Genomic DNA, 16,361 nt, shown 5'->3' with positions numbered 1-16,361 from the left:
TTCCCGTTCTGGCAGCTTCCCAGTAGTCGCTTTTGTTTTCAGGTGTGCCATGACTATTATAGCAAAGGGATTGCTACTTGTTTCCAATTAGTCACTGATAACTGATAACTGATAACTGATAACTGAATAGAGTTTGTCAGCGAAACGTTTTTTGTCTTTGCTGAAGCGGTAATTCGTTTGAGTTCTTTTTCTAGGGATTCGGGAATTTGTGTCCAATCAATTAGTTGGTGAACTTCAGGAAAGAAGAAGTATAAAAACGCTTCAAAATACTCGGTTAATGCTTCTTTCCAGGGTTCATCATAATTGGCGGTTGGTTGTTTCATAGCAAGTCGCTACCAATTGGAAAGTTAGGCACTCATCTAAATCTATTATTCCCCATAAATATCATCAATGCTACTTGTCGTCACAAAACTTCCCATTAGAGCAACCTACATCTACATCTTTGTCCTGTAGGGGCGAAGCATTCGGATAAAAAATCTACGGTTTCACCGATAGGTTATTGCCCGAATGCTTCGCCCGTACTTTTTGCCGCAAACCCCTAGATAGAGTCCTATAGCAGCGGGCAGAAGGCAGTATTTTCGCCGCTTTTGCCCCCTTTTAGAGAGATTCTTCGATCACGGAACCATCTTCTTGCACCCAGGCGAGATTTTTAATCATTCGATCGCGGGCATAGGTGCGAATTTGTGCCTCGCTGCGACCACCTAAATCGATCGCCACCCTCAGATTAGGATCACTGGTGCGAAGGGAGCGAGCTTTACTAAAAGTCGCTATCTGGGCGTTATTACCCAAAGGGACAAGCAACCAGTCGAGGGGGGGAGCTTGAGTGGGTAAAGTCTGCCCCGATAATAGACTTCCGTGCAGTTCTTCGATATTCAGGGAAAAACCGATACCCGGAGCCGATTGGCCTTGGGGATGAAAAACGCCCAATAATTGATCATAGCGTCCGCCCTGGCCTAAAATACTGAGATTTTGCTGGTGATCACTAACCGCCTTAAAAACGATGCCGGTGTAGTAATCAAAGGTTTGAATGAGACTTAAATCGAGAATTAGGGGGAAAGGACTAGAGCGATCAGCATTAAGCAGCTCTACTAGGGATTTAAGGTTATTAACGGCTTTTTGGGCTGATTCTTCCTGGGCTAATAGGGCCACTTGTGCGAGGACATCCTCAGGATTACCGCGCAGATGAAATAATTGTCGGGCTTGCTGCCGGAGGATTTCGTTGGGATAGGGAAGATTTTCGAGGCTAACGTAGTCGAGGAGGGCTAAACAGCGTTTCACCTGTTCCCGTAAGGGATCCGGAAAGGGAGAAAGTAGCGAACGAGTCAAACCCGCTTCTCCTAAAATAATCTGCCAGTTAGGGACGGCCAAACTATCGAAACAGTCGGCCAGGAGCAGTAAAATCTCGGCATCGGCTAGTAAACCGCCAGAAAAGAGCAGTTCTACCCCCGCTTGATAGAATTCCACTTGACGACCGTGATAACCGGCACTAGGGCGACGAAAAACGTTGGCCCGATAACAGAGACGTTGGGGATAGGACTCCCCACTCATGCGGGTGACGGCACTACGGGCAATGGAAGCGGTTAATTCGGGGCGTAATCCCGATAGTCCTTGACTATCCCCGTGCAGTTGGATCACGGTGCTGGGATCGATCGCACCGCCTGCGGTGAGGGTATCGAGCCATTCAATGGTGGAGGTGACGATCCTTTGATAGCCCCAACGCTGAAAGACAGACTGAAGGCGATCGTTAATCCAGCCTTTTTGGGTAACTTCTAGGGGTAATAAATCCCTTGTCCCCGCCGGGGGTTGATGAATCATGGGAGTTTGCTAATCAAAATCGGTGGCACTGGTCAGTCCTATTTCACTTTACGACAAGTTGGGTTTAAAGCAGCAATTCTAAATTTGCCCTGTAGCAAGGCTTGTGGGGGTTAGTTCGCATAATAGGGGGTCAAATTCAATGGGATTGCAAATTTGATTTCACTCCCTTGACGGCGGCTTCTAGCGGAACATTGCGCGGAGGGAACTGGAGAGTTGATTGGCTGCCCGTGCGGCCACCAATCCCGAAAGGGCGGCGACCACTACTGTGGCAAGGCAGGTTAACTGGGCAGCCCCCGGTCCACCCACCCCCAGCACCATCGCCATGGCGGTCAGAGGTAGGCGATAGCCGCCCGCAATACCGGCCGCTGCCCCCGCCGCACCAGCCAGATCCCCCGAAATCTCAAAGGTGGTTGCGAACACCCGGCCGCTGAGGTCGCCGATCGCCAGAAAAGGGACAAACACGCCGCCACAGCCCCCGGCTAAAACGGCAGCGGTGGTGGCGGCAGCCCGGAGCAGAGCTACCGCCAACAGGTGGTAAGGAGTCGTTTCAGTGTTTTCGGCCCAGACGATAGCGGCTCCCCCCGGTCCAAAAGCCGCTGCTGGAGTCGCCACCTGTCCGATCACGATCGCCAAGAATAGCATCACCAGGCCACCGATCAGGAGACGAGTGCCGGGCCTGTCCCGCAAGCCTCTGGCCCAGTAGATCGCCTCACCGGTGAGGGCTGTAATCGTGCCAGCGATCGCTCCGATCAACAAAGTGGCACCCACCGCATCCCAGAAGTCAGTCGGGGCAACCTGCGGCACGACTAGCCGGATCAGTTGCAGCTTAAAGGCAACGTTGACTCTCCATCCCACCAGTCCCCCTGCTAACATCGCCGCTGCCCGCTCCGGGGTGAGCGGAACCTGGCGTCGCTGACTCAACTCAAACATAAAGAAGCTGCCCACCAGCGGGATTCCCATCAGAGCAGAAACACTTGCCGCACCGCCACCGATGGCCAGGGGCCGCACCAGTTGACGCAGGGCTGGATTTATGCTACCCAACCAGGTTCCCGTGGCCACGCCAATATGAGCCGCCGGTGATTCTGTTCCCATGGGCGCACCCAGTCCAACGGTGGAGAGGATGGCCAGGGCGCGCAACGGTGCTAGATTCCAGGGGAAGCGCTCTTCCGCGCCAGATGCGTTGACCACGTCACCGGTCAGATCGGCGCGAGCAATGTCATGGGGGAAGGAGTACCAGTCCATGAGAGAACCCCAGCGGCCAGAGGCAGTGGCCTCCCGGGGAGCTAAGGTCTGCACGGGTTGCCCCCTACCCAGTCCAAACAGGACTAGCACTGCTAAGGTAACGCCCACCACAGGCAGCAGCAGTCGCCAAACGCTATCCAGTCCAGAGGCCCTATCGAGGGTTTGCTTGATCGCCTGGGTCAGCAGTACCGCGGCCAGAGAGCCGATCAAACCGCCGAGCAGGCCGCCAACAGCCCATGTGCCTACCCTGGTTAACAGAAGTTGTAGTTTGTTATTTAGCATCGTGCCAAGAAAGTTAAACTTTTATCGTTCCTATAGCCAGTCCATTGGAGTGGTCAAGCAAAACACCCTGAAAGTCTTTACTATATAGTTAGTAAAAGTATAGTCAATTATAAACAGACTGAATTCCATTTGAGAAATTCCCTTCACTTTTACTTCGAGAGATTAATTTCCTTGGCTGAACTACGCACCTCTCTATCCCATAGCTGAACGGATTTGGGAATGCTTTTCTTAGGATGTTGTAACTTGAAACCACTACTCAACGGATTTAGTATAAGTTAACATTTCAATTAGACGGTTATAAGGAATAGCAACAAACTTTTGGCTGTTAGCTTTGCCTATGTTAGCCTTCTGTTTCCAGCCGTCATTTTTGCCAATAACTAAAGCAGACTGAGGGTGTGTTAGCCAAAATTAACACACCATTAAGGTTATTTTTAAGTCAGAACCAGCCTCATTAGGGGATAGGTGTCTTAATTTCTTGCATAATCATCAACCTAAAAAGATTTAATCGTGTTCAAAGATTCGGTAACGTGAGCTTTAAAATCTAACATAGAATCAAAAATATGTCTGACGATTCCCTCTTTATCAATGATATAGGTAACTCGTCCAGGGAGGACGAATAAGGTAGCGGGAACACCGAATAATTTCCGCACTCGGTTATCGCTATCACTTAAAAGGGTGAAGGGAAGACTATATTTTTGGGCAAATTGTTGATGAGATTGAGGACTATCGGCACTAATCCCAATAACTTCCGCACCCGCGTCGGTAAAGACTTCGTAACTATCGCGGAAAGCGCAGGATTCTGCGGTACAACCCGGAGTATCATCTTTGGGATAAAAATAAATTACTAGGGATTTTTTACCGATTAAATCCCTGATATTAACCGTTGTCCCTGTTTGGGAGAGGAGAGAAAAATCGGGAACTCGATCGCCTACTTTTATAGCTGCCATAAGATTAATTAATTGAATAGATAATCGTGGATAGGGTGATACTTTACATTCTAACCTTTTTTGGCCTTTTGTTTAGCCCGTTTCGCGGCAGCTTTAGCGGCTTTTTCTGCTTCAATGCGTTTTTGTTCGGCTTTTTGTTTTTCTTCGTCTAGTTTTTCTAGATAATAGTGATAATCTCCTGCATAGACAATTAATTCCCCATCCCGAATCTCGACAATTTTGTTAGCTACCTGGGAGATAAAATAACGATCATGGGAAACAATTAAAACCGTGCCTTCATAAACTTTTAAAGCCGATTCTAACATTTCCTTGGCGGGAATATCGAGGTGATTAGTGGGTTCATCGAGAATTAATAAGTTAGCGGGAGCAAGTAACATCTTGGCTAAAGCAAGACGCGCTTTTTCGCCACCACTCAAAGATTCTACTTTTTTTAATACCGTTTCCCCACTGAATAAAAATCGCCCTAAAAGACTGCGAACCTCCACATCTTTCCAATCGGGAACTTCATCATGAATGGTATCTAAAACAGTTTTAGTTAGGTCTAAAGCTTCCGCTTGGTTCTGCTCAAAATAACTAGGAATAACGTTGTGTTTACCGATTTCGATCGAGCCTTCTGTGGGAGCTTCTAACCCAACAATTAAACGTAAAAGCGTGGATTTTCCTGCACCATTTGGTCCTAAAAACGCCACTCGATCGCCCCTTTCTATTTCCAGATTTGCTCCCAAAAAGAGAATTTTATCATCGTAAATGTGAACAATATTTTTAATAGTTACCACTTCCCGACCACTACGCACTGCTGGAGGAAACTGGAATTTTAAGGTACGCACATCGGCAATTGGTGCTTCAATTTTTTCTACCTTTTCTAATTGTTTTTCCCGGCTTTTTGCTTGGGTACTGCGGGTGGCACTGGCCCGGAACCGATCCACGAAAGCTTGCTGTTTTTCTAGTTCTTTTTGCTGACGTTCGTAGGCACTTAACTGAGCAGATTGTTGTTCGTATTTTTGCTGTAGGTAGGCAGAATAATTACCTAAATAAGTGGTAGAAACTCCCCTTTCAGTTTCGACAATTTTGGTACAGAGGCGATCAAGAAATTCCCGGTCGTGGGACACTATGACCATGGGAGTGGTTAAATCCTTGAGGAATTTTTCTAACCATTCAATGGTTTCCAAGTCTAAATGGTTAGTCGGTTCATCGAGGAGTAAAATATCGGGAGTTTGCAGGAGAATTTTGCCTAAACTCATCCGCATTTGCCAACCACCACTAAAGGAACTTACCAAGCGATCGCCGTCATCAATAGTAAAGCCCATTTCTGGTAAAATTTTCTCGATGCGGGCTTCTAATCCGTAACCATCTAACCCTTCAAATTGTCTTTGTAAGCGATCCAATTGATGAATTAAGCGATCTAATTCTTCGGGATCAGCTTTTTCCATGCGCTGGGGAATTTCTATTAGTTGATGGTGGACTTGATTCGCTTCTTGAAACACCGTCCAAAATTCCTCGCGTACCGTCCGACGGGGATCCACTTCAAATTCTTGGGTAAGATAGCCGATATGGAGACTGGTAGGACGGATGATCTCCCCAGCGGTGGGTTCCACTTCCCCCATAATAATCTTCAGTTGGGTGGATTTTCCGGCCCCATTGACTCCCACCAATCCGATGCGATCGCCAGTTTTTACTTCCCAAGTGACATCTTTTAACACTTCTCCCGTCGGGTAAATCTTACTAATTCTCTCTAGTCGTAGCATCGCTGATTTTTCTCCAGTCCTAGGCAGTTGAGACAGTCCGCCTTTATTGTAACATTTAGTTAAGCTTTACTGGTCTCTGTCAAGTTTTCTCGATTGAGCCACCTGACAGTATTTTTGATCTGAAAGAGATAATAATGTTTAATCCCTACCCCATAAAAAAAGAAACGGCTAGTTTGATCACCAAAGATGGAATTAGTTTAGCTGCCGATATTTATCGTCCCGATAGTAGGGAATCTTTTCCCATTTTACTAATGCGACAACCCTACGGAAAAGCGATCGCTTCTACGGTGGTTTATGCCCATCCTAGTTGGTATGCACGTCAGGGTTATATTGTAGTAATTCAGGATGTCCAGGGACGGGGAAACTCGACGGGAAATTTTAATTTATTTGCCCATGAAATTAGCGACGGATTAGAAACCATTGAATGGGTTTTAACTATTCCTAATAATACGGGTGTGGTGGGAATGTATGGTTTTTCCTATCAGGGAATGACCCAATTATATTCGGCTGCCAATGGTCACGGTGCTTTAAAAACTATTTGCCCAGGGATGATCGCTCACGATTTATATCGAGATTGGGGCTATGAAAATGAAGCATTTAATTTACAATATAATCTCGCTTGGGCAATACAATTAGCCGCAGAAACAGCTAGATTAAAAGGGGACGAAACAGCTTATCAAAAACTCTGGGTAGCTTCCCGAAATTTACCCCTTTTTGATCCTATTGCTGCCTCTCCCCAAATTCTGCAAGATTTAGCCGCCGATTCTTTTTATCACGATTGGATTACTCGTTATCTTCCCGATGACTATTGGCAAAATTTATCACCGCAAAACCTTTTAAAAAATATCGATTTACCGATGTTACATATCGGAGGTTGGTTCGATCCTCATCTCCGGGGAACTTTGAGTTTATACCAAGAAATGCAAGCGCGTTCTATCTATCCCCAACAGCTAATTATTGGTGCTTGGACTCATCTACCGTGGGGGAGAAAAGTAGGAGAGATAGATTATGGTCAACAGGCAATTAGTCCCGTGGATAAAATGCAGCTGCAATGGTTTGATTATTTCTTAAAAGGTCAGGAAACGGAGTTATTAAAAAATCCTCCTATGTATCTATTTCAAATGGGGTCTAATCAGTGGCAATATCTGGAAAAGTTTCCTAGAGAAAATCAGCAAATTTATTATCTTGCTAGTCAAGGTTTAGCCAATCTGCGCGAGGATGAGGGGAAATTAAGCGCGATTTTGTTAGAACCTGCGATCGAGGATACCATCGTTCACGATCCTTGGCGACCGGTCCCATCTTTAGGAGGTCATAGCGCCCTACCGGGGGGAGTATTCGACCGCACCATGCTAGACTGTCGCAGTGATGTGATTACCTACACTTCTCCCCCCCTAGAGAAAGATTTAACGATTTTGGGTAGTCCCCGTCTGGATTGTTATTGTCAAGCAGACGCGGTTAGTTTCGATATCTGTGCGGTGGTTTCTCAAGTTACCCCCGATGGTCGAGTTTTTAATATCACTCAGGGTTATAAACGGGTAAATAATCCCGAATCACCCCTAAATATTTCCATGCAAGCCACTTTTATCACTATTCCTCAAGGTTATAGCTTGCGTTTGAGTCTCAGTGCTTCTTGCTTTCCCGCACATCCCGTCAACGCGGGGACTGGCAGCCATCCCCACGCAAGTCGGGCGATCGATTTTTCTACTATCACAATTAAGGTTTTTTGTCAAGGAAATTTTCCTGCAAAATTGCTATTACCTTTAGTCGGGGAAAGCTAAACCGCTGCGGGGATCGCGAATGTATAAACCTAACACCAGGGAGGAGATAACCGTATCCCAGACGGGGGTGAATTTGGGAGCATCATCGACCCAATAATCCATAGTAATTAAACATTGAACTCCAGAACCAATACCCACGGCAATGCGCGAATAAGCTGGCCGATTTTCTTGGGGGTCGATGAATTGAATTTGCACCCAAACAATGCGCGCTGTTTGACGTTTTTCTTGGATAACTTCGCCGATTTCGTGAGGATTGCGGCTATCTTCACGAGCTAACTTTTTGACCATTCCTTTCAGGGGCAATTCTTTCCAATCTCCGGGGGGAAGTAAATTATAGGAAACCTCTAAACGACAATCATCATTGGGGGGTTTTCTATCCAAAAAACGAAAGGAATTATCATCGGGTTCAAAATGCCAATCTTGAGGAACTTCAAAGCGAACTGCACCGCGACCAGCTACAAAAATACTGTTACCCGGACTAGATTTCCAGTTATGATCTGGATTTAAGTCGAGGGTTTCTTTGATCCATTGCAGATTGTGTTTTTTGGATTTAGCCATAGGGATAATCCTGCGATCAGAATCGGACTATAGCTGTCATTATACAGGCTTTTTCCTGAGAATTAAATAGGGTGCATCTCACTTTTGTAAATCTACTAAGTAAAACGTAGGGTGCGTTACTAACGCACCACCTATCATCAACTAAGTAGCCAGTTACAATCAAAGAACAGGAAATGAATCTCACTTTCGTAAATCTACTAAGTTGGGATTTTTAAAGGGAAACTCTCTTTTAAAATTGGGCGTTACTTTCGATTTTATCACTCAATCCAAGCTTTTGGGGGGTTCTACCCCCCAAACCCCCCGTTGGGGTCGTGGCGCCGCCCCCAAACCCCGGAGCGCATTAGTTTTTCGGTGGGATGCTTAGACGCGATTGTTCATATTTTTGTACCAATTTAAGAGTCACTGATAATTGCTGATTGTCGGTATTTCTGCAAATGTTGAGATGCACCCACCAAAACTTCTGTCTTCACCATTAGTATAACTGCTTCATAATTTTTAAAAATCCCACAGCACAGGATTATCATCCAAGAAATCAGTTACCTGTTTACCAATATTATCAATTAATTTTAGGTCTTCTGGGGTTAAATTAATTGTCATTGCCTGAGCGTTATTAACTGCTTGAGCAGCATTTCTTACCCCAGCAATTGCATTAGTTTGGGGTTGCTTAATTAACCAAGCAAGAGATAATTGAGCTAGGGAACAATTATAGCGGTCAGCAATCGGTTCTAATTGAGTTAAAGCCGCTTGTACCCTCTGAAAGTTTTCGCCATGAAAGAGTTTATTTTTAATTCTATGATCCTCCGCTGCCAACTGATAACCATTTCTAAATTTTCCTGTTAATAAACCTTGGGCAAGGGGAGAATAGGCCAAAATAGAAATATTATTCTCTATACAATAGGGCATAATTTCCTTTTCTACCGAGCGCCAAAAGAGAGAATAGGGAGGTTGAATACTCTCAATTCTGCCGTATTGACTGGCTTCTTCCAGTTGAGAGCGGGAGAAATTGGAAACCCCTATAGCTCGAATTTTTCCCTGTGCCTTTAGATAATTAAGAGCGGCCATAGTTTCAGAAATAGGCACTATTTCTGTGTTCCATGAGCCACTAGGCCAATGAATTTGGTAAAGATCGATATAATCAGTTTGGAGGTTTTTTAAAGAGCGCTCGCAAGCTGCGATAACTTGCTCATATTTGAGGTGATTAGCAAAGACTTTGGTGGCATAAATTACCTGTTCTCGCACATCGGCTAAAGCTTGAGCGACAATCAATTCTGAGTGACCTTCCCCGTAGATTTCGGCTGTATCTACAGTGGTAATTCCTGCCTCAAAAGCTGCACGAATGGCTTTAATACTTTCCTCATCTTCAATACCTGCCCACATCTTTTTTCCTGCTTGCCAAGTACCCACAAGAAGGGGAGTAATTTCTATATTAGTCTGACCGAGATAGCGTTTTTGCATAACAGTTTTTTTGATGGGTTATGTATGCTTAGGGTTTTAGTCGGGTTTAGGGTTTAAAATCTCAGCTAAAGAGGACTAAAGTGACAAGGATAAAAACCTTTACCAGTAGGGGTGTAAAGAACAAACTTAACAAGCCACAAAAAAGACCTAATAAGCGGGTACTGAGGCTAATTATTTCGCCTTGAACATTATAGCTAATCGACAGGGCGATGAGGGCTAGAGTAAGGAGAAAAATCATAGTTTTCTTTCCTGAGTCTATTGAGCAGAAAAGCCGTGACTGCTCACGACTTTTTGCCGTTTCTATATCTATTATTAGCTCGATTACTGGGCTAATGACATCGGGGTAAAGTGAACTTTTTTAACGGAAAAGATTTAAAAATCCGTTGAAGAGGCCTGTCAGACCGGTAAAGGGACTTAAAACCGTGCCGAGGGTGTCGGTGGCAGAGGCCAGACCGCTACGATGAACCACAACCACATCATTATTGCGGAGAATCGGGTTAGTTTTCTCGTTGATACCCTGGGAAAAATCGATGTTAATTGAGTTTTTGGTGACAGTCCCGTTAGGATTGAGACGAATTAATTCCACTGTGGACTGATTGGCGCGACGCTTATCAAAGTCTCCTGCGGTTAAAATTGCCTGATTGAGAGGGGTATTGGGAGGAACTTCAATTGTCCCCGGTTTTTTCACCTCCCCGACCACTTTCACGTTAATGGTTTTGGGGGCAAAACTGGCCGATGCTAGGGTTTCCGATTCCTTGGCCGAGATTTCAGTAGCGGTGGGGATAATCACCGTATCCCCTTCTTGGAGGATGATATCAGCGGTCATATCGCCTTTATCGAGCAAACTCCAGAGATCTACGGGGATTTTCTGCTGGGAACCGTCACGGGTATAACGCAGCACTTGCACCTGTCGGATATCAGCGAGGGGTTTGATACCTCCCGCTTCTTGGATAGCTTGGGTTAGTCGGGCCGGTTGTCGTCGAATTCCCCGATTATTCTCTGTGGTGACGGTGTTAACTTGATTGGGGACAATACGATGGGACCCCGGACGATAAACTTCTCCCACCACAGTAACATTAATTTCTCGATCGCTATCTAGTCCAAAATTGGCATCAGCTAATTGATTGACTTCCCCGACGCTAAGGGTCGTTTTAGTGGGAATAACGATGCTATCACCATCTCTAAGGCTAACATCTTGGGTTTTATCGCCTTTTTGGATTAATTGCCAGAGATTGGCTTGAATTAGCTGTTCTTGTCCCTTGAGGTTGCGTCGGATTTGAACTTGACCAATATCGGCCACGGTGGTTACTCCCCCCGCTTGCCGGATTATTTCGGTCAATAGGGGCGTTTTTTGGCTTTGTTCGGGGTTAATTGTATAAGTACCCGGACGATTGACTTCCCCCGCGATGGCGATTTGCAGAGGCCGGGGAGTGAGAATGCTAACAGTAACCACGGGACGTTTGAGATAGGTGGTGTAACGTTTAGCGAGGGTTTGGCCGGCTTCGGTGACGGTCATTCCTTCCACTTTGACGCTACCAATCAGAGGTAAAGTTAGGGTTCCATCGGCTAAAACAAGGAAATCGCCGCTTAAATCCGCGACTTGGTAGATGGTGACGCGCACTTTATCCCCTTCTCCTAGGGTGTACTCTTTGCTTTCTGCGGGGATAGGAGCAATCGCCTCTTTAGCGGGTGCAGCGCTACTAGGAGGAGTAGCTTGGACTGGGCGAGCTTCTAAGGAAGTTAGAGGGGCAATAGTGCCGATAATTAATAGATAACGCAGTGATTTGCTGATTAAATGCTGTAATTGGCCGCTATTTAACATGATCAATAGGATTAATTTTATCGTTAACATTGGCGATTAGTGTAGCACAAATAGTCGATCGCCTATGGAAACCCCCTGTAATATCGCATCTATCGAGAGTTACCGCTAACTGTAAGATAGTTTTAATGATTGCCTGTATGTAAAGGGGTATATTAATTTTATGACAGCTACTAGCACAATTCCCGATTTTTGTCAAGGGATAAAATATTTTGGGACTTCCTTACCCGAATTTGATAAATATGCAGGAAAAGCCGCTATCGCTGAGGGAAAAACCGCTATTATTGCCGCTAATGACCCAAATGCTATCTATCAAACTCTCCTAGCCGCCGATGCTTTGCGTTACCTCACCCTGCAAATCACCGCTACCAAAGAATCGGGACACCCCGGCGGTTTTGCCAGCGCTGCCGACGTAATTGCCTCTTTGATGATGTTAGGCCAGAAAAATATCTTCACCGAAGTGGGCCATCATGCCCCCGGTTTTTATAGTAACGTCTTTCTCGATCGCTCTCTCGAAGCCATGGGCATCAGCAACGTCAGGGAATTGGGAGAACGTTTTCGGGAAAAACACGGACTTTTAGGGCATCTTTCCGGACAAATCCCCGGACTGCTCGGGCCGGCTGGTCCTTTGGGCCAAGGCCAACATTTCGCCATGGCGGCGGCCAAATTACACCCTAATACCCTTTTCCCTGTGACTATCGGGGATGGTGGTTTAGGAGAACCGTATATTATGAGTAGTTTCGGTCATTTTCACACTGCTTATCCAGAAATTACCAATTTTCTGCCGATTTTAGTTTGGAATGGCTATTCCCAAGAACACCATAGCATGGTGTCCCTGAAAACTAACGCCGAAATGGAAGCCTATTGGCGCGGTAATGGTTTCGAGGAAGTGATTCTCATTAATGCCAAAGACTTCGATGATGCTAATCAAAATGGGGAATATGTAGATAGCACCAAATTCTCTTTTAACCAGCGTCTGGAGTTCATGAAAGCGGTGTTAATGGCCACGGATAAAGCCGCCCAATTAGCCCTAGGTGGTAAACTAACGGTGATCATTATTAAACAACTTAAAGGGGCGGGAGTTCACAAACGGGGAGCAGCTTCCCATAATCTTTATCCGGGAGATTCTTTAGAAAAAGATTATATCGTTACTGCCTTACAAGAACGCGCTTTACCCCCTGAAGCTTGGGCAATTGTTCGTACTAATTTCGAGCGCTCTGGAGGGGGTCCAGCAGCGGAAACAGTGGTAACGGAAAAAGTCTTCCCGCTGCCGGATTTAGGAACCTTACCGATGACCGAATATACTGTGGGTGGCGATAAAAAAGTGGCCACCACTGCTATGGGGGAATTAGTGGTAGCTGTGGGTAAAGCTGACCCCAATTTTGTCGTCACTAATGCTGATGGTAATGCCGCTTCGGGAATTAATAATATTAACGTCGGTTTAAAGATTATTCACCCCACCAGCGATGATACCTATTTCCAGAGTCCGAAAGGTCAAGTTTATGAGCCTTTAAGCGAGGATGCCTGTGCCGGATTAGCCGTCGGTTTATCTCTCTTGGGAGCGCGGACTTTATGGTGTTCCTACGAGTCTTTTGCTATCAATGGTTTACCGATTTGGCAGACTGTAACCCAAGCGATGGCCGAGTTACGTCGTCCCACCCCTTCTACTATTACTTTATTCACCGCCGGAGCCTTGGAGCAAGGACGTAATGGTTGGACACACCAACGCCCAGAGATTGAAAATTATTTCGCCGCTATGATGCGAAATGGTAATATTTTCCCTCTCTTTCCCTGCGATGCTAACAGTATTCAAGTCTGTTATGAATGGGCGTTAGGAACCAGCAATAAAGGCATTACAATCACCGCTAGTAAATCGCCTTTACCAGTGCGAACCACCTTTGAGCAAACCCATCAAGCTTTAGAAAAAGGCGGCGTAATTCTCCAGGAATCGGAAGGCAGTAAAAAAGTCGTTTTTGCCGTCATTGGTGATATGACTTTATTACCCGTCTTTGAGTCTGCACAACAGTTAGAAGCAGCGGGAATCGGTGTAAAAATCGTCTCGGTAATTAATCCCCGTCGTCTCTACCGTCCTAGCGATGTGATGAGTGAAACTAGCTCGCAAGCGGATAATAATTTCCTTGATGATGCTGGTTTTGATAGTCTCTTTGCTGGTGATGCTGTAATCGGAGTAACCGGTGGTACAAGTGCCATGTTAGAACCGATTATGTTACGCAGTAATGCGCGTCGGGATGTCTTTGCTTGGAAACGGGGAGAAACCACCGCCAGTGCTGGGGAAATTATGGCCTATAATGGCTTAACTGCCAATGCTTTAACTGCGCGTGCTACTCAGTTATTAGGTTAAGTTCCCAGTTAGTTTTTTTGGTTATTCCCTACTTTCCAATCAAAGAAAGTAGGGATTTTTTTCTCAGGTCATTTTCGCCAACGGAGTAAACTTTTAATAATTTGCCATAGGCGAGGATATTGGAGGGATAGATAGCGTTTAATATGGGATTTTAAACTAACTAAATCCTGAGATTCTTTCAGTTCTCTATCTTGATAAAAACGAATTAAATCATCCCGTCTTTTCAATAAAATTTTAATTTGTTGGTAATCTTCCGAGCTTAAAACTTGATGGGGTTGAATATTTTCTGGCAGCGGGCGCGGGATGTAAAAAGTTGTATGAGATGGGGATAATTCTTCGATAGGACGTTCTTTGCTATAGAGATAGATAGAAAGAGATTTCCGGGATAAATGCCGTTGATTTTCTGGTAAATTAATCTGAGAAAATCCATGCCATGAATATTCATTGGTTTCAAAAATAAGACAACGATTAAAGATAGGTACAAAAGATTTAATCCTATTCTCTTCCGGTTGACGAGGATTGGAATGTAACTCTAGATTCCCTCCCCAATCTGCTTGCCATTGGGGATTTAAATAGATTAATAAATTCAAGCGGCGATGATACCAGTGACGCTCATCAAGGTTAAAATCAATGTGAGGGTCTAATTCTTGACCGTGTAAATTTTCGTGGGTTCCACCCCCATAAAAACTAGGGTCTGGAATTAAATTATCGATACCAGTTAATTGGGAAATTAACTCTAAAAACTCTTGAGCTTGAACGTAGCGGCCAAACTGTTGATAAACACCCCCCAAACCGATTAAATCCTCATTAACCGCCTTCCCGCCAACTTTTCCTAACTCACTAATGGCTTTTTGCGGATTAAAACTCGGAAAATTTTCCAGCAAAATTTGCGCTTGCTCCCTAACTAAAAAATTATCGATGACCAAATGCTTAAACGGTTGCGCTGTCTCAAAATCTTGACGATAGACAGAAGATTTCTCATAAACAAGGGGATTGATAAACATTAGACAGCTTTTTTGTTGGTATGATGAATTGTAGCAATCAAACTAGCAAAATAAAGATTAACTCTCCTATTGACCTCATCGCCTATGGACTGGTGGCACAAACTCAAAGATAATCCTCTCGCCCGTTGGGGAGCAGTTTTACTGTTAATCTTCTATTTAAGCGTAATGGCGGCGGATTTTGTCGCTCCCTACTCTCCCTACTCCTCTCAACCCGGTCAGTCTCTCCTCCCCCCCACCCAAATCTTTTGGCGCTCGCAGTCGGGAAGTAACAAGGGTGAGTGGATTGGCCCCCACGTCTATCCCACCACTCAAAGTGCTATTAATATAGAAACTGGTGAGCGGAAGCTAATTAGAGATTTTAACAACCCCTTGCCGCTGCGTCTCTTGGTTAAGGGTGAAACCTATAATTTTGGTCAAATTCGCCTACCTTTGCCGCCAAAATGGGAGGAAGTAACTTTATTCCCCGGTATCCCTTTTGATCGCCATCTGTTCGGGGTCATCGGCGATGGTAGAATCAATATATTGGGAACTGACGAATCGGGACGCGATAGTTTTAGTCGCTTGATTTTCGGGGGCAGAATTAGTTTATTTATCGGTTTGGTCGGGATTTTAATTTCTTTCCCTATCGGTTTATTTGTTGGTGGCGTTTCTGGCTATTTTGGCGGTTGGTTAGATGCGATTTTAATGCGTTTTGTGGAAGTTTTAATGACTATCCCCGGCATATATTTACTCGTGGCTCTGGCAGCCGTTTTACCCGCAGGATTAACCAGCACCCAGCGCTTTTTATTAATCGTCCTGATTACTTCTTTTATCAGTTGGTCGGGATTAGCGCGGGTAATTCGCGGTCAAGTTTTATCCCTGAAAGAACAGGAATTTATTCAGGCTGCTAAAGCTATGGGAGCAAAACCTCTTTATATTATTCTGCGTCATGTGCTGCCCCAAACTGCCAGTTATATCATTATTTCTGCTACGTTAGCTGTGCCGGGGTTTATCGTGGCCGAATCGGTTTTAAGTTTAATTGGTTTGGGAATTCAACAACCGGATCCTAGTTGGGGAAATATGCTTTCTTTGGCTACCAATGCCTCAATTATTGTTCTACAACCCTGGTTAATTTGGCCACCTGCTTTGTTAATTATTCTCACCGTTTTAGCTTTTAATTTACTCGGTGATGGTTTACGCGATTCTCTAGATCCTCGCAATTTAGAGAGATAATTTAGTTATTATCAGTTATCAGTTATCAGTTATCAGTTATCAGTTATCAGTTATCAGTTATCAGTTATCAGTTATCAGTTATCAGTTATCAGTTATCAGTTATCAGTTATCAGTTATCAGTTATCAGTTATCAGTTATCAGT

11 protein-coding genes and 2 pseudogenes are annotated in these 16,361 nt (G+C 45.0%); 3 read left to right on the top strand and 10 right to left on the bottom strand.

The genetic code is table 11. From position 1 onward, the window contains the following. From IM509_RS08175 to IM509_RS08155, 6 genes and pseudogenes are all read right to left on the bottom strand, one after another. Positions 1-323, bottom strand: a pseudogene (locus IM509_RS08175) (hypothetical protein); the annotation flags it as partial. Positions 324-597: 274 nt separating this feature from the next. Then, complete coding sequence (locus IM509_RS08170) at positions 598-1,815, bottom strand: ATP phosphoribosyltransferase regulatory subunit (protein WP_052276994.1); 1,218 nt, start codon at positions 1,813-1,815, stop codon at positions 598-600. Positions 1,816-1,995: 180 nt separating this feature from the next. Further along, positions 1,996-3,339, bottom strand: coding sequence for a chloride channel protein (locus IM509_RS08165; protein ID WP_185237020.1), 1,344 nt, complete (start codon positions 3,337-3,339; stop codon positions 1,996-1,998). A 103-nt stretch (positions 3,340-3,442) separates the two neighbouring features. After that, positions 3,443-3,726: pseudogene (locus tag IM509_RS24055) on the bottom strand (hypothetical protein); the annotation flags it as partial. Between the two features lie 104 nt (positions 3,727-3,830). Beyond that, positions 3,831-4,286: a peroxiredoxin gene (locus IM509_RS08160; RefSeq protein WP_185237019.1), complete on the bottom strand. Its 456-nt coding sequence runs from the start codon at positions 4,284-4,286 to the stop codon at positions 3,831-3,833. A gap of 50 nt (positions 4,287-4,336) precedes the next feature. Further along, the gene (locus IM509_RS08155; protein ID WP_185237018.1) at positions 4,337-6,031 is read right to left on the bottom strand and encodes an ABC-F family ATP-binding cassette domain-containing protein; all 1,695 of its coding nucleotides are present in this window, start codon (positions 6,029-6,031) and stop codon (positions 4,337-4,339) included. Positions 6,032-6,165: 134 nt separating this feature from the next. Between IM509_RS08155 and IM509_RS08150 the strand changes: the two genes are divergently transcribed. Continuing rightward, positions 6,166-7,809 (top strand): CocE/NonD family hydrolase, encoded by a 1,644-nt coding sequence (locus IM509_RS08150; RefSeq protein WP_185237017.1) that lies wholly within the window; start codon positions 6,166-6,168, stop codon positions 7,807-7,809. On the opposite strand, the gene IM509_RS08145 is transcribed toward IM509_RS08150, so the two are convergent. The 3 genes from IM509_RS08145 to IM509_RS08135 all read right to left on the bottom strand — a co-directional run bounded on the left by IM509_RS08145 (position 7,792) and on the right by IM509_RS08135 (position 11,674). Then, entirely contained in the window at positions 7,792-8,367 is a 576-nt protein-coding gene (locus IM509_RS08145) for an Alr1449 family protein (protein ID WP_185237016.1), read from the bottom strand. The genes IM509_RS08150 and IM509_RS08145 overlap by 18 nt on opposite strands. Before the next feature lie 495 nt (positions 8,368-8,862). Then, a complete protein-coding gene (locus IM509_RS08140; RefSeq protein ID WP_072923595.1) occupies positions 8,863-9,822 on the bottom strand; it encodes an aldo/keto reductase in 960 nt (319 codons plus the stop codon). Positions 9,823-10,180: 358 nt separating this feature from the next. Next, positions 10,181-11,674: an SLBB domain-containing protein gene (locus tag IM509_RS08135; protein WP_185237015.1), complete on the bottom strand. Its 1,494-nt coding sequence runs from the start codon at positions 11,672-11,674 to the stop codon at positions 10,181-10,183. A gap of 130 nt (positions 11,675-11,804) precedes the next feature. On the opposite strand from IM509_RS08135, the gene IM509_RS08130 reads away from it, so the two are divergent. After that, the gene (locus IM509_RS08130) at positions 11,805-14,003 is read left to right on the top strand and encodes a phosphoketolase family protein (protein ID WP_185237014.1); all 2,199 of its coding nucleotides are present in this window, start codon (positions 11,805-11,807) and stop codon (positions 14,001-14,003) included. Positions 14,004-14,071: 68 nt separating this feature from the next. Here the strand turns inward: IM509_RS08130 and IM509_RS08125 are convergent, their stop codons facing one another. Next, complete coding sequence (locus tag IM509_RS08125; RefSeq protein WP_052277000.1) at positions 14,072-15,007, bottom strand: 2OG-Fe(II) oxygenase; 936 nt, start codon at positions 15,005-15,007, stop codon at positions 14,072-14,074. An 84-nt stretch (positions 15,008-15,091) separates the two neighbouring features. Between IM509_RS08125 and IM509_RS08120 the strand changes: the two genes are divergently transcribed. Then, positions 15,092-16,219 carry an ABC transporter permease gene (locus IM509_RS08120; RefSeq protein ID WP_002788931.1) on the top strand — a complete coding sequence of 376 codons (1,128 nt, stop codon included), beginning with the start codon at positions 15,092-15,094 and terminating at the stop codon, positions 16,217-16,219. Positions 16,220-16,361 lie beyond the last annotated feature (142 nt).

Source organism: Microcystis sp. M31BS1 (genome assembly GCF_020245285.1).
Classification (GTDB): Bacteria; Cyanobacteriota; Cyanobacteriia; order Cyanobacteriales; family Microcystaceae; genus Microcystis; species Microcystis panniformis.
The sequence above is the reverse complement of the archived record's forward strand: the minus strand, read 5'-3'. Positions and strand labels throughout refer to the sequence as shown.